Annotated in this window: 19 protein-coding genes and 1 riboswitch; of the genes, 11 read left to right on the plus strand and 8 right to left on the minus strand. The window is 46.5% G+C overall.

Annotated elements, in window-relative coordinates; genetic code table 11:
- Nucleotides 1-14 precede the first annotated feature (14 nt).
- Entirely contained in the window at nucleotides 15-2,186 is a 2,172-nt protein-coding gene (locus tag LSG37_RS14845; RefSeq protein ID WP_233080631.1) for a DNA internalization-related competence protein ComEC/Rec2, read from the minus strand.
- A 64-nt stretch (nucleotides 2,187-2,250) separates the two neighbouring features.
- Between LSG37_RS14845 and LSG37_RS14850 the strand changes: the two genes are divergently transcribed.
- A complete protein-coding gene (locus LSG37_RS14850) occupies nucleotides 2,251-2,784 on the plus strand; it encodes a DUF2062 domain-containing protein (protein ID WP_233080632.1) in 534 nt (177 codons plus the stop codon).
- A 25-nt stretch (nucleotides 2,785-2,809) separates the two neighbouring features.
- On the opposite strand, the gene LSG37_RS14855 is transcribed toward LSG37_RS14850, so the two are convergent.
- From LSG37_RS14855 to LSG37_RS14865, 3 genes are all read right to left on the minus strand, one after another.
- Nucleotides 2,810-4,048 carry a lipoprotein-releasing ABC transporter permease subunit gene (locus tag LSG37_RS14855; protein ID WP_233080633.1) on the minus strand — a complete coding sequence of 413 codons (1,239 nt, stop codon included), beginning with the start codon at nucleotides 4,046-4,048 and terminating at the stop codon, nucleotides 2,810-2,812.
- Nucleotides 4,041-4,739 (minus strand): lipoprotein-releasing ABC transporter ATP-binding protein LolD, encoded by a 699-nt coding sequence (gene lolD / locus LSG37_RS14860; RefSeq protein ID WP_233080634.1) that lies wholly within the window; start codon nucleotides 4,737-4,739, stop codon nucleotides 4,041-4,043. The genes LSG37_RS14855 and lolD overlap by 8 nt, the downstream gene beginning before the upstream one ends.
- 195 nt (nucleotides 4,740-4,934) lie before the next feature.
- On the minus strand, nucleotides 4,935-6,146 hold the full coding sequence (locus LSG37_RS14865) for a lipoprotein-releasing ABC transporter permease subunit (protein ID WP_233080635.1): 1,212 nt from the start codon (nucleotides 6,144-6,146) through the stop codon (nucleotides 4,935-4,937).
- A gap of 86 nt (nucleotides 6,147-6,232) precedes the next feature.
- Between LSG37_RS14865 and LSG37_RS14870 the strand changes: the two genes are divergently transcribed.
- The 6 genes from LSG37_RS14870 to LSG37_RS14895 all read left to right on the plus strand — a co-directional run bounded on the left by LSG37_RS14870 (nucleotide 6,233) and on the right by LSG37_RS14895 (nucleotide 14,618).
- A complete protein-coding gene (locus tag LSG37_RS14870; protein WP_233080636.1) occupies nucleotides 6,233-6,862 on the plus strand; it encodes a PilZ domain-containing protein in 630 nt (209 codons plus the stop codon).
- An 85-nt stretch (nucleotides 6,863-6,947) separates the two neighbouring features.
- Nucleotides 6,948-10,457: a transcription-repair coupling factor gene (gene mfd / locus LSG37_RS14875; RefSeq protein WP_233080637.1), complete on the plus strand. Its 3,510-nt coding sequence runs from the start codon at nucleotides 6,948-6,950 to the stop codon at nucleotides 10,455-10,457.
- Nucleotides 10,454-11,536: a CsiV family protein gene (locus LSG37_RS14880; protein WP_233080638.1), complete on the plus strand. Its 1,083-nt coding sequence runs from the start codon at nucleotides 10,454-10,456 to the stop codon at nucleotides 11,534-11,536. The genes mfd and LSG37_RS14880 overlap by 4 nt, the downstream gene beginning before the upstream one ends.
- A gap of 27 nt (nucleotides 11,537-11,563) precedes the next feature.
- Nucleotides 11,564-11,815: an outer membrane protein assembly factor BamE gene (locus LSG37_RS14885; RefSeq protein ID WP_233080639.1), complete on the plus strand. Its 252-nt coding sequence runs from the start codon at nucleotides 11,564-11,566 to the stop codon at nucleotides 11,813-11,815.
- 65 nt (nucleotides 11,816-11,880) lie between these two features.
- Nucleotides 11,881-13,623, plus strand: a complete 1,743-nt coding sequence (gene radD, locus LSG37_RS14890) for a DNA repair helicase RadD (RefSeq protein WP_233080640.1) — start codon at nucleotides 11,881-11,883, stop codon at nucleotides 13,621-13,623.
- Between the two features lie 152 nt (nucleotides 13,624-13,775).
- A complete protein-coding gene (locus LSG37_RS14895; protein WP_233080641.1) occupies nucleotides 13,776-14,618 on the plus strand; it encodes an HDOD domain-containing protein in 843 nt (280 codons plus the stop codon).
- 41 nt (nucleotides 14,619-14,659) lie between these two features.
- Here the strand turns inward: LSG37_RS14895 and lysC are convergent, their stop codons facing one another.
- Together lysC and nhaD are read right to left on the minus strand one after the other, a co-directional pair.
- Nucleotides 14,660-16,006, minus strand: coding sequence for a lysine-sensitive aspartokinase 3 (lysC, locus tag LSG37_RS14900; protein WP_233080642.1), 1,347 nt, complete (start codon nucleotides 16,004-16,006; stop codon nucleotides 14,660-14,662).
- 109 nt (nucleotides 16,007-16,115) lie between these two features.
- A riboswitch (Lysine riboswitch) is annotated at nucleotides 16,116-16,289 on the minus strand.
- 371 nt (nucleotides 16,290-16,660) lie between these two features.
- Nucleotides 16,661-17,908, minus strand: coding sequence for a sodium:proton antiporter NhaD (nhaD, locus tag LSG37_RS14905; RefSeq protein WP_233080643.1), 1,248 nt, complete (start codon nucleotides 17,906-17,908; stop codon nucleotides 16,661-16,663).
- Nucleotides 17,909-18,045: 137 nt separating this feature from the next.
- Here nhaD and LSG37_RS14910 point away from each other — a divergent pair, with 137 nt between their 5' ends.
- From LSG37_RS14910 to LSG37_RS14920, 3 genes are read left to right on the plus strand one after another with little or no spacing between them, the layout of a single operon-like run.
- Nucleotides 18,046-19,290 carry an MksB family condensin complex protein gene (locus LSG37_RS14910; protein ID WP_233080644.1) on the plus strand — a complete coding sequence of 415 codons (1,245 nt, stop codon included), beginning with the start codon at nucleotides 18,046-18,048 and terminating at the stop codon, nucleotides 19,288-19,290.
- On the plus strand, nucleotides 19,291-19,839 hold the full coding sequence (locus LSG37_RS14915) for a condensin complex protein MksE (RefSeq protein WP_233080645.1): 549 nt from the start codon (nucleotides 19,291-19,293) through the stop codon (nucleotides 19,837-19,839).
- Nucleotides 19,832-22,687, plus strand: a complete 2,856-nt coding sequence (locus LSG37_RS14920; protein WP_233080646.1) for an Mks condensin complex protein MksF — start codon at nucleotides 19,832-19,834, stop codon at nucleotides 22,685-22,687. Before LSG37_RS14915 ends, LSG37_RS14920 begins: the two co-directional genes overlap by 8 nt.
- A gap of 66 nt (nucleotides 22,688-22,753) precedes the next feature.
- Here the strand turns inward: LSG37_RS14920 and LSG37_RS14925 are convergent, their stop codons facing one another.
- The gene (locus tag LSG37_RS14925; protein WP_233080647.1) at nucleotides 22,754-23,431 is read right to left on the minus strand and encodes a response regulator transcription factor; all 678 of its coding nucleotides are present in this window, start codon (nucleotides 23,429-23,431) and stop codon (nucleotides 22,754-22,756) included.
- Entirely contained in the window at nucleotides 23,419-25,014 is a 1,596-nt protein-coding gene (locus tag LSG37_RS14930; protein ID WP_233080648.1) for a sensor histidine kinase, read from the minus strand. Before LSG37_RS14930 ends, LSG37_RS14925 begins: the two co-directional genes overlap by 13 nt.
- 182 nt (nucleotides 25,015-25,196) lie before the next feature.
- On the opposite strand from LSG37_RS14930, the gene LSG37_RS14935 reads away from it, so the two are divergent.
- Complete coding sequence (locus LSG37_RS14935) at nucleotides 25,197-25,745, plus strand: metal-independent carbonic anhydrase family protein (RefSeq protein WP_233080649.1); 549 nt, start codon at nucleotides 25,197-25,199, stop codon at nucleotides 25,743-25,745.
- Nucleotides 25,746-25,750: the final 5 nt, after the last annotated feature.

Consider the following 25,750-nt stretch of genomic DNA (forward strand, 5'->3'; position numbering starts at 1 on the left):
CTTTCAGCAATTGTTCACTGCTTTTGCAGCCAAAATGGCAAAGGCTGCTGCCGGTAAGGCCAGATATGTAGCTGCTGATCCGTTATTTCAATACGAATAGCGCCTTGGTCTGCAGTGTTGAGCAGCGGAATTTGCAGCAAAGACAACCGTGCCCGCACCTCTTTACTCGGGTGGCCATAGGAATTGTTCGCTGCAGCGCTATTGAGGGCTAACAAAGGTTGAACTTGCGCTAAAAAGCTCAGGTGACTAGAGCTCTTGCTGCCATGATGGCCTAACAGCAACAGATCTGTCTTCAAATCAGGCTGAACACTGAGTAGCTCAGTTTCCACTTTGCTGCTGATATCCCCCGTTAATAAAGTACGCCATCCAGCAGCTTCTATCGCAAGCACGCAGGAAGAGTCATTGCCTTCAGGCTTTGCATAAGCACTTTGAAACGACCCTAACCGGGCATCCAGGTAAACAGCAGGCAAAGCTGAACAAGGCTGCTGTGGATAACCTGTCTGAAAATCAGCGATTAACTGTACCTTGGGGTAAGCCTTTAAGACTTCAGAAAAAGCACCGGTATGATCGCTGTCAGCATGGCTTAAAACTAAATAGTCCAGCTGACGTATGCCCTGATAATGCAGATAAGGCAATACATAAGCTTCGGTGGCATTAAAACTGCCATACACAGGACCCACATCGTAAAGCAGCCCTCTGTCGCCTTGTTGCAACAACACTGCTGTACCTTGCCCGACATCAATCATATGCAATTGCCACTGCGACCCTTTGGGCCATAACAAAAAAACAAAAGGCAACAGCAATAAACTCAAGCGAAATCTGGGGGCAGAACCAGGCAGGATGAACACAGCCACTAACAGCAACGCCACCAAAAGCGCAGAAAAAACCGTCTGAGCAGGCAATAACCACCAATAGTCCATAGCGGCACCGTACAGCAGCCAATGATAAAGCGGCGCTAAAACCAGATCCGCCAATCGCCAGTGCCATACCAGATGCGCAGGCAACACCAGCTCCAACAGCAAGGCAATCAGTAAATAAGGAATAACCAGCAAAGAACACCAGGGCACAAAAATCAGATTGGATAACAAAGCTAAAGGCGCTATGCCATGGAAAAATAATAAAGTAGGCGCACTCATCAACAGCGTCATCAGCGCCTGAAACTTAACAGCGTGGCGGATCTTCCCCCTGAAGCTATGGTCCAGCAATGGATAACGCCAGACAAACAGAAAAATTAGCGCCACCGCATAGACCGTTAGCCAAAAGCTGATACTCATCACCCACAAAGGATTCAGCAGTAACAACAAACCGCAGACCAACAACCAGCTTTGGCTATAACTTAAACGCCTGTGCTGCTGCATCAGATACACAGCTAAAACCAGCGCCACCAAAGCACGTAAAGTAGGAATAGCAAAACCTGCCAGCAAGCTGTAATACCAGGCCGCTGTTAAAGCAATAAAAGGAGCCAACTGGCGGCAGACTAATAGCCTTAGATGGATTTTTGCCAGCAACAGCATCAAGCCATAGACCCAGCCAAACAACAAACCAATATGAAAACCAGATATCGAAATTAAATGCCCAAGCGCCGTCGCCTGCAAACCTAACCACAACTCATCGCTAAAAGGCCGTTCGCCCAAAGTCAAAGCGGTGATCAGAGAAAAAGACGGTAAATCACCAATTTTTAATTTTAAACGCTGATACAACAGCTGACGGTGATCCCATCCCGGCTCCAGCAAGACTGCATCTTTTACAATGCAGTTGGCAATAAGGCCGAGTACATAGGCATTGGCCTCTACATAAGCAGAACCTGGATTAGCCGGAGAGCGAATAGCTTTGCAACGTAACTTCAGCCACAAGTTTTGCCCCTGTCCCAATAGCTCCGGCGCATTCTGCCAGCGCAGTCGTATTAAGTAACCCTGGTGTGGCCCTTCATTGATTTGCCATAAAAATCTGCTGAAGTCTTCATCTTGTTGTCTGATACTCACCACCTGCCCTTTTAGCCAGGGATCGGACAGGCTAAGTAACTGCTGCGTATGCAGCTGATGCTGTTGTACTTGCCACAACCAGAGACTTAAAGCACAACAAAATCCAGTAAAAAACAGCAAACGGTAGTACAGACAAATCAGGATCAAAGATAACAGGAAAATAAGCCACAAAAGGGCTGGCACTATTGGTAAAAATAATGACAATAGACATCCGCTGATCACGCCGATGAAAAAACGGTTCACGTTAATTTTTCATTAATGAGTTGTAATGGCAAAGAATCTAATTAAGAAATATCTACCAGATACAGAAAAAATCAAGCAACACCCGTCGCTAAAAATTTTTGGTGCTTTGTTGCATGACAACAATTTGTGGCACTTTAATCGCCGTTCAGCCCGCGGAGCTTTTGCGGTGGGTTTGTTTGTCGCCTTGATCCCTATGCCATTTCAGATGGTATTAGCCGCTGCTTTAGCTATTTTATTCAGAGTAAACTTACCTTTGTCAGCCGCTTTGGTTTGGTTAACCAACCCTGTGACTATGGGACCGGTGTTTTTCATCTGCTATCAGTTAGGTGCATTGATCCTAGGACATCCGGGCCACCATGTGGAACCTGAAGCGAGTTTCAGCTGGCTGATAGACAGCCTGGATACCATAGGAAAACCTTTCCTGTTAGGCAGTCTGATTATTGGCTGCACCCTGTCGGCTTTGGGATATACGCTGGTGGATTATTTCTGGTGTTTATCGGCAAAAAAAGCATGGCAAAGCCGTATTAAAAAACGTCAGGCCGAAACCGACTCAGTCTGACGTTTTCTTATCTTTGCCTAAAAACCTATCTTTGTCCTAAAACAAAAGCAGGCTGTACTTTACTGGCACTTAAGGCCGGATAAATAGTCGCCAATAAGCTCATGATAAGAGCTATGCCTATGGTCATCACCACCTGTATGGGTTCGATATGAGAAGGCACGTAATCAACAAAGTAAATACTAGAATCCAGCAAGCTAAAACCTGTCAGGCTGGTAATTAAACGAAACAAGGGTTCTATTTGCCAGGCCAATAGCAACCCTACCAGGCCACCTACTAAAGTACCTGTCAAACCATTCAGCCAGCCGAGCCACATAAAAGCTTTCACTATGCGGCTTCTGGGCATGCCCATGGTCAGTAAAATGGCGATATCCCCTTGTTTTTCCCGCACTGCCATCACTAGTGTGGCGACAATATTAAAACAGGCCACAGCCAACACTAGTACTAACACCAGATACAAAATACTGCGCACCATCTGAATATCGTTATACAAATGGCCCTGAGTGCGAAACCAGTCGAGCATATAGACAACATCAGTCGCCATACTGCCTAAGGCTCTGGACAACAAAGGTGCAGCAAAAATATCGTCAATTTTAAAGGCAAACCCCTGAACTGCGTCCTGCGGATAGTTCAGCCACGAACCTAAAGCCGCAATATCCACCCAAGCCTGCTGATAGTCGAGCTGACCGCCAATACTGACGATGGCAACCACTGTTAAACTAACATGCTTATGACTGGCCAGCTTGCCGTCTGCAGTGACTTGCGGCAGCATCAGCTGCACTTCATCCCCCACTTTGGCCTGCACTTCATCGGCTATGCCTTTGCCAAGTACAATCTGATGTTCGCTGATGTGGGCGAGATCCCCAGCGACAACAAAAGAGCCTAAAGCACTGATGCCTTGTTCCAGCTGCAAATCAATACCCCTTAAGCTGGCGGCTTTGACTTTAGCGCCACTGCGGATCATGGTATTGGTTTTGATATAAGGCGCACCCGCTACAACACCTGGATGCTGTTGCAGTGGCTTAATTTTTTTCTGCCAGTTTTGAATAGGGTCCGACACCGCCTGTAGTTCGACATGAGGAATAACAGACAAAAGTTTGTCTTTTAATGCCAGCTCAAAGCCGTTCATTACAGACAAAGCCAGAATGAGAATAGCCACACCAAGGCCAATGCCTATAGTGGACGACGCCGCAATAAAACGGATAAAAGCGTTGCTGTTACGGCTTTTGCGATACCGCTGCGCCAGTTGCCAGGACAAACTAGCCATGACTTAAGCCATCCATCGTTTTGCCTAAATGGCCATCACGCATCCAGTATTGTTGATCCAACTTTTTCGCCAGCGCCAAATCATGGGTCACCACAATAAAGCTGGTTTTCAACTCACGGTTTAATTCACGTAATAACTTATAAATACTTTCTGCAGTTTGATGATCCAGATTACCGGTAGGCTCATCGGCCAAAACTAACGCAGGCTCACCCACCAGAGCCCTGGCTATAGCAACACGCTGACGCTCACCGCCGCTCAATTCAGCAGGTCTGTGAGCCACTCTGTGTCCTAAGCCCACACGCTGCAGCATAGCGGCTGCTTTTTGCTCCGCATCTTCGTTGCTCTCTCCACGAATAAGCAGCGGCATCGCTACATTTTCAAGTGCAGTAAAATCCATCAGCAGATGATGAAACTGGTAAATAAAGCCCAGTTTTTCATTACGGAGTTTTGCTTTGGCATTGGCCGATAACTTAGCCACAGCTTTGCCTAACAAGGTCAGTTCACCACTGTCTGGCTGATCTAAAGTGCCTAAAATATGCAACAACGTGCTTTTGCCTGAACCAGAACTGCCGACTATGGCCAGCATTTCTCCGGCTTTGACGTCAAGGCTGACCTGATGCAACACCGGAGTGACATTTGCTCCATCCGTGTAGCTTTTACTGATTTGACGGGCCGTTAAAATACTGGTCATTAAACTCTACCCAAAGTAATTGATGTTGCGGAGCGAGAGCGCCCGGTAAACAAAACTGCGATCTCTGTTTCCTCTAAGTAATTGGAGTTGCAGCGCGGCGACAAGAGATAGAGACCCCAGGAGCATAGTAGTCCTATGTGACTGGGGCGAAAGCGTGCAGTCAACAAAGCTGCGGCGCCAAGAACGACGAGGAAACTACTCATCTCTTAAAATCTCTGCAGGTTGTACTTGCACTGCCCGCCAGGCTGGATAAACCACTGCCAAGGCCGTCAGCACCAAAGCTGATACCACTATAAAAAAGATTTGCACGGGCTGAATATCCACAGGCAAAGCCACCCCGGCCACCACACTAATACCCAAGAGTGACAAAATACTGTTAAGCTGCCATGCGATCACAATACCGGCCACAGCACCACTAAGGGTGCCAAGCAGGCCATTATTCATGCCTTGTACGGCAAAGACAGTAAAAAGCTGAGCATCTGTCATGCCCTGAGTTTTTAAAATGGCTACTTCTCGTTGTTTTTCTGTCACCATCATCACCAGTGCAGACACTATATTAAAAGCCGCTACGGCCACTATCAGCAGCAACATCAGCCACATCATGGCTTTTTCCATCGCCACAGCCGCAAATAATTTGCCATGACTGTCACGCCAGTCTGTCACTTTGGCGACAGCAGGAAACTCAATAAGCTCGTCGGCTAATGCTGGAGCAACAAAAGGCTCAGTTAAACTTAAACGCCACTGTGGGGCATCCTGTTGCTTGCTGCCCAGTCGTTTTAAATCAGGTAAATGCACTAAAGCCACGCCGTTATCTACTTCAGAGCCGGTATTAATTAGGCCAGCGACCGTAAACAAACGCTGGCGCGGCAACCAGCCCATAGGCGTAAAACTTCCGCCCTCTGCCAATAACAAACGAATTTGTTGACCAGGGCCGACCTTTAATTCATTAGCAAGACCAGCACCCAAAATCACAGAATAAGGCTGAGCTGTTAAAGCAAACCAGTCACCAGCGACCAAAGATTGCTGTAAAAAAGACGGTATTTGATCAGGCTCTATGCCTTGCAATAACACAGCAGTAAGTTGACCAGGGCTTTGTGCCAAAGCCTCCAGTTGCAAATAAGGCGTTGCCTGCTGAATTTGTGGGTACTGTTGTTGCAAAGATGCGATATCAAGCTGTGGTTCTGGCGTACTCTGCACTATTAAATGCGGGATCACCCCTAAAATACGTTTTTTAAGTTCAGCTTCAAAACCATTCATTACCGAGCTGACAATAGTCAGCGCCATCACACCTAAAAAAATACCTGTGACGGAAAACAGCGTAATAAAAGATAAAAACCCATGGCCTTTCCGGCTCTGGCTGTAACGCAAACCAATACGGACACTCAGGGGGAATTGCAGGCTTTTCACAGACTTCCACTTGGGTTGGTGAAGAAATTGCTGCGATAATAGTGATTATCCGTTAAGGTTACAAGCTTGCTACCCGAGGTATTCTTATGCAACAACCAGGCAATACAGAATTAGCTGCAGAATTTGCTGACTACTTTCAGATAGAGCACCAAACGACTGTCAATTTAGTGCCTTTTTCCGAGCCTCTGCCGGATCAGGATGGCTTTTTACGCCTTATTCCTGACGCTTTTAAAATGACTAGCGAGCTCAGTCTGCTGAACAATTCATCCATTCGTACCTTTAATGCAGTGAAAGATTTGTCCGTTGATTTGGCACATTATTTACAACAACAAGCCCGTAAACTGGATGCCTTAACGCATTATGTGCTGCGCTCGCAGGACGATCCGGCCTGCCGTTTTTTTACCTTTAGCTACGGCGGCTCTGGTGTGCAGGTCTGGATGGATAATGCTGTGGCTTTAGACCAACTCTATGAAGTGAAACTGTTTTTAGATAATAATGATGGTGCTTTATTTTGTTTAGGCCAGGTGCTGGAAGTGACAGAACAAGCAAGTACAGAACCGGAACAAAAAACTGGTTATCTGGTTAAAATACTGTTTCGCCGTATTCGGGATGAAGACAGAGATATGGTGGTCAGAGCCAGTTTGCATGAACAATCCAGACAACTAAAACGTAAAGCGGAACAACGCCAGCAGCAAGCACAGCAGGCTCAACAGTAGTAAACAGTGACTTGTGTTGAAACTAAATAAACCAACAGACCGTATTAACCAACGGTCTTTTTATAACGAGTAAAGAATTTCCCTGATGATCCGCATTGAAGCATTACCAGCGCCCACCTCCAGCACCGATCAAAAACAATGGGGCCGCCTGTCCGGCGCTGCCTTGCCATGGGCCATTTATCAGCTGTATCAGCGCCAGAAAGGCCTTTATGTGGTTGTAGTGCCAGACACCACAACGGCCCTTCGTTTAGAGCAGGAACTGACGGTATTTTTCCATGAAAACGCTGCAGATGTCTGGACTTTCCCTGACTGGGAAACCTTGCCTTATGACGTATTTTCACCCCATCAGGACATTATTTCCCAGCGTATAAAAACCTTGTACAGCCTGCCTCGTTTGCAGCATGGCATAGTCATAGTGCCATTAAATACCGCCTTGCTGCGTTTAACTGACGCCAGCTATTTACAGCAGTACAGTCTGGTACTGAAAAAAGGCCAGCAACTGGATTTAACAGCGCTGCGTCAGCAATTGGCCGCAGTGGGTTACCGCGCCGTGGATCAGGTGATGGAGCATGGCGAGTTTTCAGTGCGTGGCTCCTTACTCGATTTATATCCTATGGGCAGTACCCTGCCTTATCGCATTGACTTTTTAGACGATGAAATTGACGGCATTCGCCTGTTTGACCCGGATAATCAACGCACAGTGCAGCAAGTCAATGAAATTGAACTCTTGCCTGCTCACGAATTCCCGCAGGATAAAGCCGCGATAGAACGCTTCCGTATTCGCTATCGTGAACGTTTCCCAGCGCGCAGCGAAAAAGAATCGCTCTATATGCAGGTCAGTCAGGGCCTGATGCCTGCTGGTATTGAGTATTATCTGCCGCTCTTTGCTGAGCACTCTGCACCTTTGTTTTCGATGTTACCCAAACAGACCGTGATGCTGGCGGTTGGCGATTTGGAGGCTGCGGCTGAGCGTTTCTGGCACGACTTGCAACGTCGTTATCAAGACAGAGCCATAGATTTACTTAAACCCATTTTAAAACCGCAGGAATTGTACTTAGCAGTCGATGAGTTTTTCGCTCAGTTAAAGCAATGGCCACGCTTACGGTTAAGCCGTGCTGAATTGCCGGAACGTGCCGGACAATCTAATGCGGCTGTGGCTGATTTGCCTGAGCTTACCGTCAATCATCAGCTGAAAAACCCACTGGAAAAGCTACAGCAATTTATTGTTGAGATTAAAAAGCAGCAAGGCCGTGTGCTGTTTTTCGTAGAATCAGAAGGCCGGCGCGAAAGCTTGTTGCAACTGATGCAGCGTAATCAAATTCGCTTGCAGCAATTTGCCTCGGTCGAAGAGTTTTTAACAGATCAGGTTGATTTAGGCATAGTGATAGGGTCTTTGGAGCAAGGCTGTTTACTCAAAGCCAGCTCCGGCAAAGCCAAGGCTAAAGCTGGTGAAGAGCCTTTAGCCTTAGTCAGTGAAAACGAGCTGTTTGGCCACAAAGTAACCCAACGCCGCAAACGTAAACACAGCCAGCAAATCTCCGGTGATACCATAATCCGCAATCTGGCTGAGCTCTCTGTTGGCCAGCCTGTAGTGCATTTACAGCATGGTATAGGCCGTTATCAGGGCTTGCAGGTGCTGGATGCTGCGGGCATCAGTGCTGAATTTGTCACCATTGAATACGCGGGTGCCAGCAAGTTGTATGTGCCTGTATCGTCCTTGCATTTAATTAGCCGTTACACAGGTTCTGATCAGGATCATGCGCCACTGCATAAGCTTGGCAACGACACTTGGGAAAAAGCCCGGCGTAAAGCGGCAGAGAAAGTACGGGATGTGGCAGCAGAACTTTTGGATGTTTATGCGCAGCGTGCCGCCCAGACGGGTTATGGCTTTAAACTGGAAGCCGACCAATACGAGCTGTTTGCCGATGGTTTCCCTTATAAAGAAACCGTTGATCAGCTCGATGCCATAGCTGCAGTGCTTGCCGATATGCAGGCCGAACGCGCTATGGACAGGCTGGTGTGTGGTGATGTAGGTTTTGGTAAAACAGAAGTCGCAATGCGGGCGGCTTTTGTTGCAGTCAATGACAACAAACAAGTGGCAGTTTTAGTGCCAACCACGCTTTTGGCACAACAGCACTTTGAAAACTTCCGCGACCGCTTTGCCAACTGGCCGGTCAAAGTAGCAGTGTTGTCGCGTTTTATTAGTGCCAAAGAGCAAAAGCAGATACTGGAAGAAACCGAACAAGGCAAAGTCGATATTCTGATAGGCACCCACAAATTATTGCAGGACGATATTCGTTTTAAAGATCTGGGCCTTTTGATTGTTGATGAAGAGCACCGTTTTGGCGTGCGACAAAAAGATAAAATCAAAGCCCTGCGAGCCAATATCGATATTCTGACGCTTACAGCAACGCCAATTCCACGCACCTTAAATATGTCGATGTCTGGCATGCGTGATTTATCTATTATCGCTACTCCTCCGGCCAAACGTTTGCCGGTCAAAACTTTTGTACGTGAACATGAAGAAGGCCTGATCCGTGAAGCTGTGCTTCGGGAGATATCCCGTGGTGGTCAGGTGTATTTTCTGCACAACGATGTCGCCAGTATTGAAAAAGCCGCTGCTGATTTAGCCCTGCTGTTGCCGGAAGCTTTAATTGGCATAGCCCATGGTCAGATGCGTGAGCGGGATCTGGAAAACATCATGGCTGATTTTTACCATCAGCGTTTTAACCTGCTACTGTGTTCGACCATTATCGAAACCGGTATAGACGTGCCAACTGCCAATACTATTATTATCAACAGAGCCGATAACTTTGGTCTGGCACAGTTGCACCAGTTGCGTGGCCGGGTTGGCCGTTCGCATCACCAGGCTTATGCGTATTTACTTACACCTCCGCCAAAACGCTTAACCAAAGACGCTGAAAAACGCCTTGAAGCCATTTCCGCTTTAGAAGATTTAGGTGCAGGTTTTGCACTCGCCAGTCAGGATATGGAAATTCGCGGCGCAGGCGAGTTGTTGGGTGACGAGCAAAGTGGTCAGATTGAATCTGTAGGTTTTAGTTTGTATATGGAAATGCTGGAACAAGCTGTTGAAGCGCTAAAAGCCGGTAAAGAGCCAAGCCTGGATGCACTTTTAACTCAACAAACCGAACTGGATATGAAGTTGCCTGCTCTGCTGCCGGATTCTTATATTCCTGATGTCAGCTTACGTTTATCCTTTTACAAACGTTTAGCCTCCTGTCGCGACGAGCAAGAACTGGATGACGTACAGGTAGAATTGATTGACCGTTTTGGCTTATTACCGGATGCGGCAAAAAACTTAGTCAAAATCACAGAGTTAAAAATGCAGGCGCAGACACTTGGAATTAAACGACTGGAAGCCAACAGCAAAGGTGGTGTGCTAGAATTCGCCGAACGGACTTCAGTGAACCCGTCTTACATTATTCAACTGATCCAGACTCAGTCGAAAGTATTTAAATTGGAAGGCGGTAGTAAACTGAAATTTATCAAAGATTTACCTGATACTAATAGCAGATTCGCCTTCGTCAGCTTTATGCTGGATGACTTTGCTAAACATCAGACAGGAGCATCATGAAACATCTGCGTTTAACATCGCTGGGACTGGCTTTTGTGGGTTTATTCGCCACAACCACAGTCTTTGCCAACAGCTGGTATGAAATTGAACTGATAGCTTTTAGCCGAAGCTCCAATAACAGTTTAAAAGAGCAATTTGAAGCTCCTACAGCGGCGCTTAAAACCAGCAATGCGATGGATTTGATGCGTCCTTTAGTGCAACCTGCACTAGCTGATTTAATTAAAGCTATACCAGCCTGCACACCAGCACAGGCTGATCCGACTTTGTCAGCCCCTGCTCCGGCACAGCCAGTTTCTGCCACTGTACAGCAGCAAATTCAGCAACTATTAACCGAACATCAGCAGAATAAACAGGAGCAGCAAAGCCTGGTTGCAGAAGATTCTCTCGATGTGCAGTTGGAACCAGAGCCAGTAACGGCGTCGTTATTTCAGCTGAATATGCAGAATTGCCAGATGGAACAATGGGATTTGGATGGTCAGTTAATAAGCCGGCCATTAAGTGCTGAAGAGTTGGCATTGCAGTTGCCTGCCCCAGCGCAAATTCCTGCTACCTTTACCGGGGACGGAATTGCCAAAGATACGGCTTACTTAGTAGGGCCAAATGACTTACAGCTGAAAAATCTGGCGTATCAATTACAACGTGAAGCCGGCAAGCAATTGTTGCTGCATACAGCCTGGCGTCAGCCTCTGGTCTCAGGCCGTAACAGCCGCAGCCACTGGTATGCAGGCTCTTACCATGCGGATGAGAATACAGACGCAGGGCAAACTGTTGATTTAATGCAGCAAGTGCAACAACAACTGGCCGCAGTGCAACAAGGTCAGAGCAGCTTGCAACTCTGGTTCAGTCCGTGGCAATTTGATTCTTTAGTTCAGTTACGTTTAGGTCGCTTTATTCAGTTTGATGGCACTTTTTACTTGCGCCAGAATGAGGATAACAACCAACCGGCGCAACTTGCGATTAAACAAAGTGCCCGCTTAACCTTAGGTCAGATCCATTACTTGGATCACCCGCGATTAGGCGTGATTATCCAGGTAAAACGTTTTACACCGCCAGAGTCAGCTGTGGCGACAACCCTTTAGACACTAAAATAACACAAGGAATCTGTTATGAAAAAAATCGTAGTTTTGTTCACGGCTCTGCTGTTCGTCGGAGCTTGTAGCAAACTGACTCAAGACAATTATGATCAGGTGAAAGCCGGTATGACGTACCAGGAAGTAACCGGTATTTTAGGTACTGCCACTCATTGTGACGAAGCAGTGGGCACCAAAAGTTGCCGCTGGGGTGATGATGAAAAAAACATCAAAATCACCTTTTTAGCTGACCGCGCCACTGTTTTTTCTAATCAGGGCATTCAGTAATCATTGGTCGTCATCCTCCTCAAGGGGCGTTTTTATCGCCCCTTCTTCTTGCGTAAATCGCTCTGATGTTTCAACTTCGGTCTTACCAACAACAAGCTGTGCAGTCTGTTCTTGTGCATTTTCGCCAAAAGCAGGATGCTGCAGTGCTGGTATTACCTACAGGCGCTGGGAAGAGCTTAGTCATAGCAGAACTGGCGCGCTTGGCCCGTGGCCGGGTGCTGGTACTGGCTCATGTCAAAGAGCTGGTGGAGCAAAATCATGCCAAATACCAGAGTTATGGCTTAGAGGCCGCTATTTTTTCAGCCAGTCTAGGCCGTAAAGAAACGGCGGCTAAAGTGGTGTTTGCCTCTGTGCAGTCGGTAGCTCGTAATCTGGATGAATTTACTGAGCACTACAGCTTATTGGTCATTGACGAATGCCATCGTGTCGGCGATGACGAAGACAGCAGCTACTTAAAAGTCATTCGCGCTTTACAGACCCAAAATCCGGATTTAAAAGTGCTAGGCTTAACGGCAACACCCTACCGCTTAGGTTCTGGCTGGATTTATCAGTATCACAGTCGTGGACTTATCCGCACTACCGAACCACGTTTCTTTAAATACTGTATTTTCGATTTACCTATCCGCTTTTTATTGGGGGAAGGTTATTTAACGCCTGCCGTGCTGATGGATGCTCCAGTGCTGAGCTATGACTTCGCTGGTTTAAAACCCACAGCCAGTGGCTACTTTAAAGAAGCAGATCTGGATTTACGCATCAACCAGCAACAACGTGCCACGCCCCAAATTATTCAGCAAGTGATACAACAAGCCCAAAGTCGGCAGGGCGTGATGATTTTTGCCGCAACCACAGCCCATGCCCGCGAAATTTTGGGTTATTTACCTGCCAGCCACACTGCACTGATTTTAGGCGATACCCCACAAAAAGAACGGGATGCGCTGATCCATAGTTTTAAACAAAAGCAGCTGAAGTATCTGGTCAATGTGGCGGTATTAACCACAGGTTTTGATGCCCCTCATATCGATTTAATTGCTATTTTGCGCCCCACAGAATCAGTTACCTTGTATCAGCAAATTGTTGGCCGTGGCCTGCGCTTAAGCCCGGGTAAAACCGATTGTCTGGTACTGGATTATGCCGGTAACAGATTTAATCTGGAGCAACCTGATATAGGTGAATTGCGGCCTGAACCTGGCACTGAACTGGTCACTGTGCCCTGCCCTTTGTGTGGTTTTTTTAATAACTTCTGGGGCAAAACTGACGACAGAGGTTTAGTGCTGGAGCATTATGGCCGCCGCTGTCAGGGCTATAAAGAGGATGAACAAGGAAAGCCCCATGCCTGCGGTTATCGTTTCAAAGCCAAGTTTTGCCCGGACTGTGGTGCTGAAAATGACATAGCAGCCCGAAACTGCGGTGACTGTGGTTTGGTATTGGTCGATCCGGATAAAAAGCTAAAAGAAGCCTTAAGTTTAAAAGATGCGCTGGTGCTTTATGTCACCCGGATGCAACTGCAAAGTCATCAGAGTAAAGAAGGGAAAAGCTCACTTAAAGTCAGCTATTTTTCGGCTGATGGCGCAGAAATAGCTGAATACTGGAGCTTGCAAACCAAAGCTCAAAAACAAAAGTTTTTAAATTTATTTGTGCCACCTCATCTGGTAGACAGGCACAGGCCATTTGTTGACGCGACAGTGCATAAAGTGCTGCAACAGACACACAGATTTCAGCCTCCTGCGGCCATCATAGCCCGTAAAGACGGTCGTTTTTGGCAAATCCGTGACAAATTGTTTCAAATTCAGGACAAAGACGCTGAATAATTCCCACTATCTGGACAAAATGAAAAATTCTTTTGTTTTGCTACTGGGCAAAGGCAATGGAATTCGCTAATAATCAGAGCGTCCGTCTATGAATTAAATAACAAGACAGCACAAACAGATAGTTGTCCTTTATTGTCACAAGGTTGCAGTTTATGTCAAACGAAAACGCGTTATTAAGCTTGCTGGTCGAAAAAATTCAAAATGATACCTTGGTGCTGCCAAGTCTTCCCGAAATTGCTTTACGTATCCGCAAAATGGCGGAAGACCCAAATGTAAATTTAAATCAGATGGCGGATATTATTTCTCACGATCCGGCCATGTCCGCTCGTATGATGAAAATTGCCAACAGCGCCTTTTTAGGCCGTTCAGTGCATGTAAGCTCTTTACACCAGGCCGTTACCCGCATTGGCCTGCGTTATATCAAAAACATTGCGACAGCTATGGCGGTGGAACAGTTATTTGTCTCTCACTCCAGCCTGATTAAAGACATGATGGGTAAAGTATGGCAAGACACGCTGGAAGTGGCCGCAGTGGCTCTGGCGGCGATGCAGTTGTATAACAGTAATTTAAAATCCAGCCCTGTGAATTTTGACACCATGACTTTGGCTGGTTTAATTCATAATATTGGTGCTTTGCCTATTCTGACTGAAGCAGAAAAACATCTGGAACAGTTTGGTGACAAAGACTTTATCGCAGGCTGTATCACGGATTTAGCCGGTGGCATAGGTGGTAGCATTTTACGTAAATGGGAATTTCCGGATGAGTTGGTCGAAGTGGCTGAACTGTGGAATACCAAATTAGCTCACACAGATAAAGCCAATTATCTGGATTTTATTCGTATCGCCACTATTCAAAAAGGTTTTACTAAAGATAAAACCGAAGCTCGTATTGCGTTAAAACCTTTTGCAGACAGAGGGTTAATTACAGGTATAGATTTCTATCGCTCTCCTGAGTTTGTGGTTATTTATCAGGACATGAAACAGCTTTTTGTCTGATTGAAACTGGTGTCAGAGCCTGAAGCTCTGACACCAGCTTTTTAATTAAATAACTTCTGGTGCAGCTCTTTCACCACAGCAGCAGCTGACGCATCCTGAACTAAAAAGCACAGGTTGTGGCGCGAAGCCCCATGGCATATCAGTCGCATATTAATTTGCTCCAAAGCGCTAAACAACTCACCTGTCACCCCTTTGGTGCTGTGCAGATGATTGCCTATCACAGCAACTAAACTTAAGCCCTGCTCGACTGACACTTCACAGAAAGTTTTCAGCTCGTCAATCGCTGGTTCTATCGCCGAATTAAAGGCGCTGCCTGCAGATTCGTCCAACGTTAAAGCTACTGAAATTTCTGAGGTAGTGACTAAATCCACTGATATTTGATGACGACTCAGAATGTCAAAAACCCGTGCTAAAAAACCTGCGGCATGTAACATGGCTGGGCTTTTCACCGTGATCAGAGTTTGGGATTTACGCAAAGCAATGGCACGATAAGCAGGTTTATGCTCGACCGTTTTGGCAATCCAGGTACCGCCCGCTTCTGGCTCGCGGCTTGAACCGACAAAAACTTTGATATTGCGGCGCATCGCCGGAATTAAGGTGGCAGGGTGCAATACTTTAGCGCCAAAAGTAGCCATTTCAGCCGCTTCATCAAAGCTGATTTCATTGATACAACGGGCATCAGAAGTCAAACGTGGGTCTGTGGTGAAAATACCCACTACATCTGTCCAAATTTGCACAGTAGCGGCATTTAAAGCTTCACCCAATAAAGCAGCACTGTAATCTGAACCACCCCGGCCTAAGGTCGTGGTTTGTCCGGCTTCGTCTGCACCAATAAAACCTTGAGTGACAACAATATTTTCACGCAGCAAAGGCAATAAATGAGTCTGCGCCAAATCAGCAATAACATCGATTTGTGGTTCACCTTTACCAAAACGGCTGTCGGTGCGAAGCACGCGACGCACATCAAAACACTCTGCCGCAGCACCACGTTCCACTAACACCTGAGTAAATAACACTGAACTTAAACGTTCACCAAAAGACTGGATCAAATCTTTATGAGCGCCGGAATAAACAGCCCCCCCAGTTTCAATCAGGTTACGTAAATCAGCAAGCAAGGTGTTGATTTGAGCGGCTACAGCTTCAGGCTGTTGCAGAGCATTCAGCACAGCCAAAGTAATACGCTCTATGCCTTCAAAGGATGCATAACGGGCCTGTACTTCAGTTTGTTTGGTGATATCGACCAATAAATTGGTCACGCCTGAACTAGCACTGACAGCGACCAGACGGATACTAGGATCGGCTAACACAATATCAGCACAACGGGACATAGCCGGAAAATCGGCCACTGAGGTTCCGCCAAATTTGGCGACAATAAGTTGATTAGACATTCGAGTCTCTCCTTATCAATAAGTCATAAGGCAGAGCATGGCATTTGCAGGCAGTAAATAAAGTTGTGGTGCAGGCATGATGCTGCATACAACTGATCACAGACACACAAAGGCCAGAAGCTCTCCACCACAAAAAACAGGTGACAGTCGTAAGGATTCAGCCTTAACAACCGGACCATCTGCCGCTACAGCATCTGATCCTCGGCGTTAATCCCCCTCAAACATCCTGCGGCTTGTAGCAGCCTGAGATGTTCTACCTGGTTAACGCTCCTCTTCTGGTCTATACCCGTCGTACTTGAAGCTGCAGCTTTGTTGACTGCGTGCCCTCGCCCCAGTCACATAGGACTACTATGCTCCTGGGGACTCACGCACTTGTCGTCGCGCTGCAACTCCAATTACTTAGGGTAGACAACCGTCGTACTTGAAGCTGCAGCTTTGTTGATGTCGTGCCTTCGCTTGACATCAACTTGTTGGCGAGACGGGCGGAGTAAACCCCGCCCCTACCTTATCGCCATGTCACAGTTCCAAATACGTCGGGTATCTCATAATCACGTATGATTGACGGCGCAGAGCTTAAGTGACTTTTTTACAAAAGGCAACAGCCGTTTAGCCGTCTTTTCAGAAAAACTGTAATTTAGTTACAGTTTTTTATCCTTAAGCCAAAGCAAACTGGCCAACAAAATAGACGCCAACATAACCAAGGCTGTAACAACCCAGCAGGTAACCTGCCATTTTAAAGTAAGTGCCAAAGGTCAGTTCTTTGACTTTACTCATGGCAATAATACCGGCCGCTGAACCTATGATCAAAATAGAACCGCCTACTCCTGTGGCGTAAGTTAAAGTCAGCCATTCCGCTGCCGTCATGGTTAAATCTGCTTTTAACAAAGCCGCAGTTAAAGGCACGTTGTCGATCATCGCAGACAAAATACCCATCAGGTAGTTAGCTTGCACTGGCTCTAAATACTGATACAAATGCGTAATGTTGGTCAGCACACCAATTTCTTTCAGAATGCCAACAAGCAGCAGAACCCCTAAGAAAAACAACAAGGTATCAAACTCCACCTCACGGATGTAATGCAGAATATTTACCCCTGTCTTTTTACGCAGCAGGTACTGAGCCGCTAAGAACATCACGCCTAAACCAAACAGGAATGTGAGTACAGGCGGGATCTGGAACAGAATATTAAACAACAGTGTAGAGCCTATGGTCGCTGCAAAAATACTGGCAATAATGACATCGGCTTTTTCTATTGGCTTAGGAGACTTCTCCAGCACAATACGGCCGGTCATTTTGCGTGACAACAGAATAGCCAATACGGCAACGGCAAATAACGAAGGAAGAATTAACAGCAGCAGATTAGCAATAGTGACTTTGCCCGCTAAAAATAACATCAGGGTGGTCACATCACCTGTGATTAACGACACACCACCGCTATTGACAGCAAAAATAATCAAGGTGGCATATTGAATACGTTTTTTCGCTTCCAGTTTAATGCTGCTAATAACAGCAATAGCCACCAGCGTAGCAGTGACGTTGTCGGCAAATGACGAGAAAATAAAAGCAAAGACTGCAATGATAAACATCAAACGGCGTTCAGACAGCTCGGCAGGCAATAAGCGCTGCACAATTTGAGAAATAAAGCCTTTGCTGTTGAGATAAGCGACAAAAGTCATAGTTGACATCAAAAACAACCACAAAGTAGCTATTTCTAATAAGTTATGATTCAGCTGCTCACTGATTTCGCTACTTGTAGCGCCGTGCATTGGAAAAATAAAAGCGAGGATCCAGCAAAGAGTACCGAAAAAAAGTGTCGTTTTTGCCTTGTTTACGTGGATAATATCCTCTATAACGATCATCACAAAGGCTATTGCCACCAGAGCCAAAATTACTGCGCTTACCATGATGTAGTACCAGCTTAATTGTTGTGGAAAAGGAAGGAATTTGCGGGGCGGTATTGTACCAGCCCCAACAAGATGCCACTACCCTACCAAAGTCACATTTGTGAAATATTTATGATACGTATGAAAAGAAAGGACAAATGATAGCGCCACGTAAAATTATCCGCTGCTTAGATGAGCACTGGACTGTCATTGAGCAGTTGGTCGAACGAAGTGCCAGCGGTAACTTCAGTTTTCAGGATGTACAACATCTGATCTTGCGCCATAACAATGGCATGAGCAGTGAACAGGTGTTCCGTGAAGCTCAGCGTTTTTTGCAACTTGAAATTCTGATCCCACTGGCTAAATCCAGCCAGTTGGAACTGAATCGTTCTGTGCTGGAATTTGCCCAGCAGTTAATGCAGGAACAGCAGCTTGGGTTAGCGACCGATATTGAAAGTCGTATTCTGGAATTAAGACGTTTATCAGAACGTATGCAAGAGGCTGCACAAAGCCGCGATAGCAGCGAACTGCGTCGTTTCTCGCGGGTAATGGACGAACGTATCCGTGAAGTACTGAAGCACTTTGGTCAGAACGAAAGCGCCATCCTCTCTTTAGTCGAGCGGGCCAAAGCCGATGAAGGCAAACTCAGTCTGGCACGCCGTTATGCGGCGGTGATGGATGCCTTTGATGACTACATCGACCCGGTTTTAGCACTGGTGGATATCAACGGCCCTTTCCAGAAAACAGTGTCCGATGTGGAGGCGATGCTCAGCGAGTTGCTACAAGTGATTGAAGTAACAGGCACACTGAATACCGAAAAAGAAACGCTTATTCAGCTGCGCACCCGTTTGATCGAAATGAATCAGGTCGGTCGTGAAAGTTTAAGTCGCTGTGCTGATTTACTAATGCCACTCAGGGATGAGCTGCGTCGCAATACCTTGTTATCGCGCAACGCCAGCTTCCTATTGGGTCAGATGCGTAAAAAAGGCATAGATCTGACGTTAGAACCTTTAGTTCCAGCTATCAGCTCTGACAGCCAGCGGTTCTCCTTAGGCTCGGCCAATCAAATCACTAGTTATATGGCAGAGCTGTGTCAGTACGAACATGATGCCTATCAGTTACCGGAAGAAATACTCAGCAATCACAGCATGCTGATGCAGGTGCCTGAACTCAAAGATGTAGTACATAAGGCCAAAGCGCTGAAAAAACTGCCGGATTTAAGCCGCTGGCTAGCCGACAGTTATCCTGAATTACCAGTAGATGAGTTGCTGTTTTTATATCAGGAATTGTCACGCTCGGATGAGCTGACATTGCAGCACAGCGAACACAACACAGAATTGACACTCAATGGCTATAAGCTGACCTTACACCCTTTTCAAAGCAGCGAAGCCGGGACTTTATAAATGCAATTAAACTTAGATGAACTGACCCAACTGGCTGAAATCAGCAAAAAGCTATCGAACGGTTACCATATCAGCGAACAGGATTTTGCCTTATGGCAGGAACTGGATCTGCAGGAAGACTCCTACACAGCTTTGTTTGGTGCCTTAGGCAATACATTAAAACGCGACAGCCGTGGTTTCTTTTATTTTGAAGTGGATGATGCCACCGCCAGCATGGGCAAAATTTCCAGGCTTTTTGCGTTAACTTTATTTGCCTTGGTGGAGTTTTATGCCGACAAAGGCCAGGACCCGCTGCGCGCTTTGTTTGAACATGAAATTACCACAGAAATCTGGGGCCAGTTGCTGCAGCAGCAATACCACTTATTTGAGCAATTGGAAATTTTCTCAGTGACAGATATGAAACGTGAAATTGCCAACAGGTTATTACGTTATGGACTGGCGCGGCCTAGTGGCGATCAGATCAAGTTATTATCCCCTGTGTATCGTTATTTAGACGCGCTGATGGATGTGGATCACAGTGCTGTGACAGAGGAGAAAGCAGATGTCTGAGCAACTTAATTCAACAAAATCAGAGCTGTATGGTTTAACTAAGCTGGCACTGCTGAACACAGCTGGCTACGCCAAATGTGTGATCCCGCTGGATGATTCTTCCTCTATTTGCGCGCCCAATAATACGGGTAAAAGTTCGGTGATCAACGCCCTGCAGTTCCCGCTGATTAACGATTTGCGCTTAACTGAATGGGATGGTCACGACTTAGACGAAACCCGTAAGTTTTACTTCGGCACAGACCAAAGCTACATACTACTGGAAGCCAATTTGCCAGACGGCCCTGTGGTGATTGGGGTAGCTGGCCGAGGTAAAATTGCAGGTTACGCTTTCCAGTATTTTTGCTACAAAGGCAAGCTGGATTTAAATCATTATTTAGATGGCAAAAGTTATGTGCGTTACAACAAGCTGGACCATCATTTACGTAGTTTAGGTTTTGATCCTATTGAATTAAAACAGTCTGAACTGAATGCCATGCTGACGGGGGGCGCAACGCCTTTTGACAGCCGAATTAACCTTCGGATGATCCCACTGGCGAACGTCTCTGATGCGCCTGTGTACAAAGATATTTTCCGCCGTATTCTGAACCTGCACCGTTTAACAGCTCAGGATGTAAAACGTCTGTTATTGCCTGTATTTGCCCGGCATTTAGGCGACCCTAAGGTCGATTTTTATCAGGTTTGGCATAACGCCTTTGAAAAGGTCAATAAAGACAGACGTGAGCTAAAAGCTTTGGAAAACCAACAGGAAGCTGTCACAGCCCTTGAAAGCCTGTTGGAAAACCGCTCTGTACTCAAAGGCCGTTTAGCGACGTATGCCCCTAAGCTGGATGTAGCTTTAACTGAATTTCATAGCTATTTTGACGACCAGCAAGAGCTTTTAAACGAGCAGCTTACCGGTCTTTTGGCAGAGAAAAGCCAGCTGGAAGAACGTCAACGTTTGTATGTTGGCCAAATTAAAGAATTGTCCGGCCGTCAGCAGCAGTTACAGCAATGGTTTGGCGAATTTGATGCTCTGTCGCAAAAATTCAGTTTAAGTAACGAAGCCACCCTGCAGACGAACTTAAGCAATATCCGCGCAGCTTACGAGCAGTTAAGCCACAGTTTACAAGGTGCCAGTCAGGTGAATGCCACTACGTTGGCGCATCAAAAAAGCCAAAGTGCTAAGCAACTGCAAAGCTTAAAGCTGCAACTGAAAAACCTCGAATTTAACCTTTACTCTCGCTTACGCGAAGATTTAAGCCTGCCGGAAGTACAGCAAATCACCCGCATTCTGAATCCGGATTTATTGTCGCTTTCTACGACTGGTGGCGGTGATATTGAAATTCTGGACGACGCTTTATTTTCAGAGCAACTAGAAAAAATTGCTGATTGCTTTAAACAAGGCAAATTGCATTTACCTGGTGTTGTCATTGACGTGCATCACCTGCAGCCGGTAGAGCAAAATAGCCTCGAGAACAAAATCCAGCTGAAAGAGCAAATTGATGCTCTGCAGCAAACCTTACATACGCTGGAGCAACAACTGGCAGTTGCTGGTGATTTAGCCGGTAAAACCCGCGAAAAAGACCGCTTGTATCAGGACTTGTTACAAGCCGAAGAAGACATTAAAAAGTTTGGCCGCTACCAGCAAATGCTGGAGTTCAGTGACGAACAACAGGCGCTTCAGTCCGAACTTGAAATCGAAGAAGACAAGCTGCAGGAACAACTGGCTGAAGTGCAGCACAAAGCCTCTACCCTGTCTGATCGCCGCAACTTAGTCGGCAATAAGCAGGAACAAATTAAACGTCAGGCCGAACGTATTGAGCAGGAGAAAAAAGAGCGTATCGATTTCCAGCTCGATTTTTACTCCGGCAAAGTCACACCTTATCCTATTGAAGTGACCTTAGATTTTGACAACTTAGCCGACGTATTACGCGACTTTAATAAGCAGTGTAATGAGTTGAAGCTTATCGACGTTAATATCAAAAATACCTACCTGTTTATTTTTAACGCTGGTATTACCAAGTTTGAAGTCGAATCGGATGAAGAGCTGAAGTTCCAGAAACTAATCAGCGCCTTCCATCACCTGGACAAAGAACGTGAAGCCATTGAACGTCGTGCCCGCGTCGCTTTGACAGAAGTAGCCTCCACGCTCAAAGGCTTACGCGATGACTTAAACCGTCTGCACCGCGAGCTAAATAGCTTTAACCGTGGTATTTGGCGTCATCAGATCTCCAACCTGCAGGATTTTAAAATTGAAATTGTTGACCGTGCTTTATTGGTTGGCCATATCGATACTATTCTGACGACATCAGAAGCTTATCAACAAGGCGATACGCTGGACTTATTGGCACCCAATGCCAGTAGCAATGAGCGTGAAGTACAGGCAGCGAAAGACTATTTAATTCAGGCTGCCAGCGAAAAAGGTGGTTTAACTTTATCTGACTTATTTGATATTCGTTTTAAAGTGGTGAATCGGGCCGGTGAAATAGAGTTCTTCGACAAAATTGATTCAGCTGGCTCCAACGGGACACGTATTACCATTAAGTTATTGTGCGGTATGTTATTTATCCGCCAGTTATTGTCCGAGCGCGAACGCGGTAAATACCGTATTCCAATTTATATCGACGAAGCAGCAGATATTGACCCGCATAACCAACAGGCTCTGATTGAAACCGCGCTGAACTTTGGTTTTGTGCCAATTTTTGCGTCGGTGAAACCTCAGACCTCGTGCCGTTACATAGTGCCAATTCGCACTGTAGCCGGTGGTGCGCAAAACTGGGTGGATGAAAAAGACTGGATTTTATGTGAAAAAATTCCGGTAGCTAGTGAATTTGAAGAACAAGTTTCGACAGAAACAGAACCTGCCTGATCCTAAACACAACATCAGCTCAGCCGTTTTAACATAGAAAGCGGTTGAGCTGATGGTCAGATGACGTCAGCTTTCGTCTGATAAATAGTACCCTATGCCTCTTAACGTTCTGATGTAACTCTGGCCAAACGGCTCATCGACTTTTTTTCGTAAACGCCTGACATAAACATCGACCACGTTAGTCAACGGATCTTCATTAATACCCCACACCGTTGCCAGCACCCGCTCACGACTAAATACTTTTTGTGGGCTGGACATCAGTAGCTCAAGCACCGCCAGCTCTTTGGCGGTCAGCTGCAGCAGTTGACCTTGTCGTCTGGCCTGCATACTGTCCAAATCTAATTCCAAATCACCTACTGTCAGTTGGCGCCGCACCGCAGCAAAAGGATTACGTTTAGATAACGCCTCAATCCTTGCTAATAACTCTTCAAAAGCAAAAGGCTTCACCAGGTAGTCATCAGCACCAGCTTTTAAACCATCCACCCTGTCAGAGACTTCAGCCAAAGCCGATAACATCAGTACCTTTACCGGCAACTGTTGGGAACGTATTAACCGGCATATTTGTAAACCATCCATTTTGGGCAGCATCCTGTCCAGAATCACCAACTGTGGTTTTTGCGCCAGTAATGCAGGTAAAGCCTCACTGCCATCGCCGATCCAATCGACAAAATAGCCTTCGGCTTTCAGTCCCCTGATCAGAAAGTCTGCCACCTTTTTTTCATCTTCAACGATCAGGATATGCATGCGTTGTCCTCTTCAACTAAAGGTAAAATAACTCTGACACAAGTACCTTGTTGATCATCGCTGCTCACTGTCAGCTCTGCATGCTGGCTTTGTACTAAGGTCTGACACAATGATAAACCTATCCCCAGTCCGTCAGGCCTGAGCTGGCGGGCATTATCTGCTCTGAAATAGCGGTCAAATACATGAGGTAAATCACCAGGCAAAATACCTATACCATGGTCCTGCACCCGAATAACACACTGCTCTGCCACTGCAACACTTAATTCAACCCGCTGCCCTGTACTACTGTAACGCACTGCATTATCGAGGATAATTTGTAATGCCTGCAGCAACTTATCCAGATCAAGCCACAACAACTCTGTAGCTGCGTTATCAGGCAGTTCTGCACACTGGATTTGCACTGATTGACTGGCAGACAACTGCCGGGCTAATGCAGTGATCTGTTGCCATAACTCGCCAAGGGTCAGAGTCCGAGGCCGCAACTGTAGTTGTTGTGCACCTCGCACCAGCATCAGTAGATCATCAATACGACTGGACAACTGCACACTGGTTTGAGCTATCCGCAGCAAGCTGTCCTTATAAAAATCAGCGGTTTTGTCTGCTCCACGCAGACTGATTTCGGCTTCCCCCCGAATCGCTGTCGCAGGAGTGCGCAACTCATGGCTAACATCAGCCAAAAAACGTTGCTGTTGCTGTTCTGCGTGCTGTAGCTGTTCAACCGCATGTCGCAATTGACGAGTGCGCTCTGCGACCTCAAGCTCAACTCTGCGGGTATGATCTTCTTCTTGTTGTCTGGCCCGCTCCAAACCTGTAGCCATCAGATTAAAGCTACGGGCAAGCATGCTGAACTCAGCCGGCCCTTGCTCTGGCAAACGGTAATTCAGCTGGCCATCAGCCAGGGCTGAAGTGCCTGTCAGTAACTGCTGCACAGGCTGATACAAAGCTCTGGATAACACAAGTGCAAGACTGACAGCACAAGCCACGCCAAATAAAGACACAACCACAACCAGAACTTTGACCTGTTGCAATGCTGTTGCCGCTTTTTCTTCGGCTTGCTCTGAGCGCTGGCGTTGTAATTCAATAGAGTCAGCAATCAGATGCTTCAAGTCCAGTCCTTCCAGATTATCGAAAGTTTGGATCAGCAACCGCCATATTTGCGCTTCATGCTCGGGTCTGACTTGCTTATTCTTTAAACTTTGCTCCAAAGCTGCGACGTTCGTCTCAAGAATAGACAGGGACTTTAGCTGCTGGCTGATAGCAGCAAAGTCATCCGGATGTTCCGACAACCGCTGATCATGCTGCAACAAGGTATTTAAATCAGCCAGACTTTGCTGCATTTGCCCAAGGTATTGATCCCGTTGCTCTACAGTGCTGTCTTTGGTCAACAACGACTGGGCAAGCCAGACTTTAAGCCGCTGCTTATCAGCTCCAAGTGTAATAAATTCAGCCAGCATCTGATTGGCAACTCGACTGCGCTCTACATGATAACTGGCCACACCGGAAGCCCATATCGCAAGGCCAGCCTGCACCAAGGTGATTGCCAGCAACAAAAAAAACGCAAGATACAGTTTACTTCGAAACACAACCCCTCCGGTTCCATGCTCATTTATGCAAACAGAGTAATGCAAGTTATAGCTAAAGGCTGCTTTGTTCATCTGTTTTTAATCTTCAGTGCAGACAAACTTCATGTTAGATGCAGCTAATTGCTCAGTTGACTGGCCGATACTGAACCCAGACCAATGATTGAATAGAGCAAGGAAAAAACATGAACCTTAAAATGACCCGCATACTTGGACTGACTTTTGTAGCCTGGTACGCTCCACTGGCCTATGCCAACACAGCCATCACGGAAGCCGAGTTAAAAGCGGCTCAGGACGCCTGGGGGCAAGCACTGATCCAGATCAGCTCTGATTACGAAAAGTCCGGGCTTGAAAAAGCAAAAGCTACAGCAAAAACTGCACTGGACACGGCTTATGGTTACAACATCACTCCTGTGTTATTTAAGCCAACCCTGGCCACAGGTGCACAAACTTTTCGTACCAGCTATCAGGGAGCCTTAGCCTATTTTGTTGGCGATGACAAAAACTTTCCTGCAGACACAGGTTTTGCACTCAAAGGCTGGACAGCCTATGACTATAAAAACGCCGCTGTTTATATCAATGGTGATATGGCGTTAACCACGGGTCATGTGATGCTGACGGATAAAAATGGCAAAATCACCACTGTAGATAAAAGCTGGGGCTTTAAAAAAGATGCTGATGGTAAATTACGCATAGTACTGCACCACTCGTCTTTGCCTTATCAACCTCAGTAGCACGA

This window comes from Rheinheimera soli (assembly GCF_021290985.1).
Classification (GTDB): Bacteria; Pseudomonadota; Gammaproteobacteria; order Enterobacterales; family Alteromonadaceae; genus Pararheinheimera; species Pararheinheimera soli.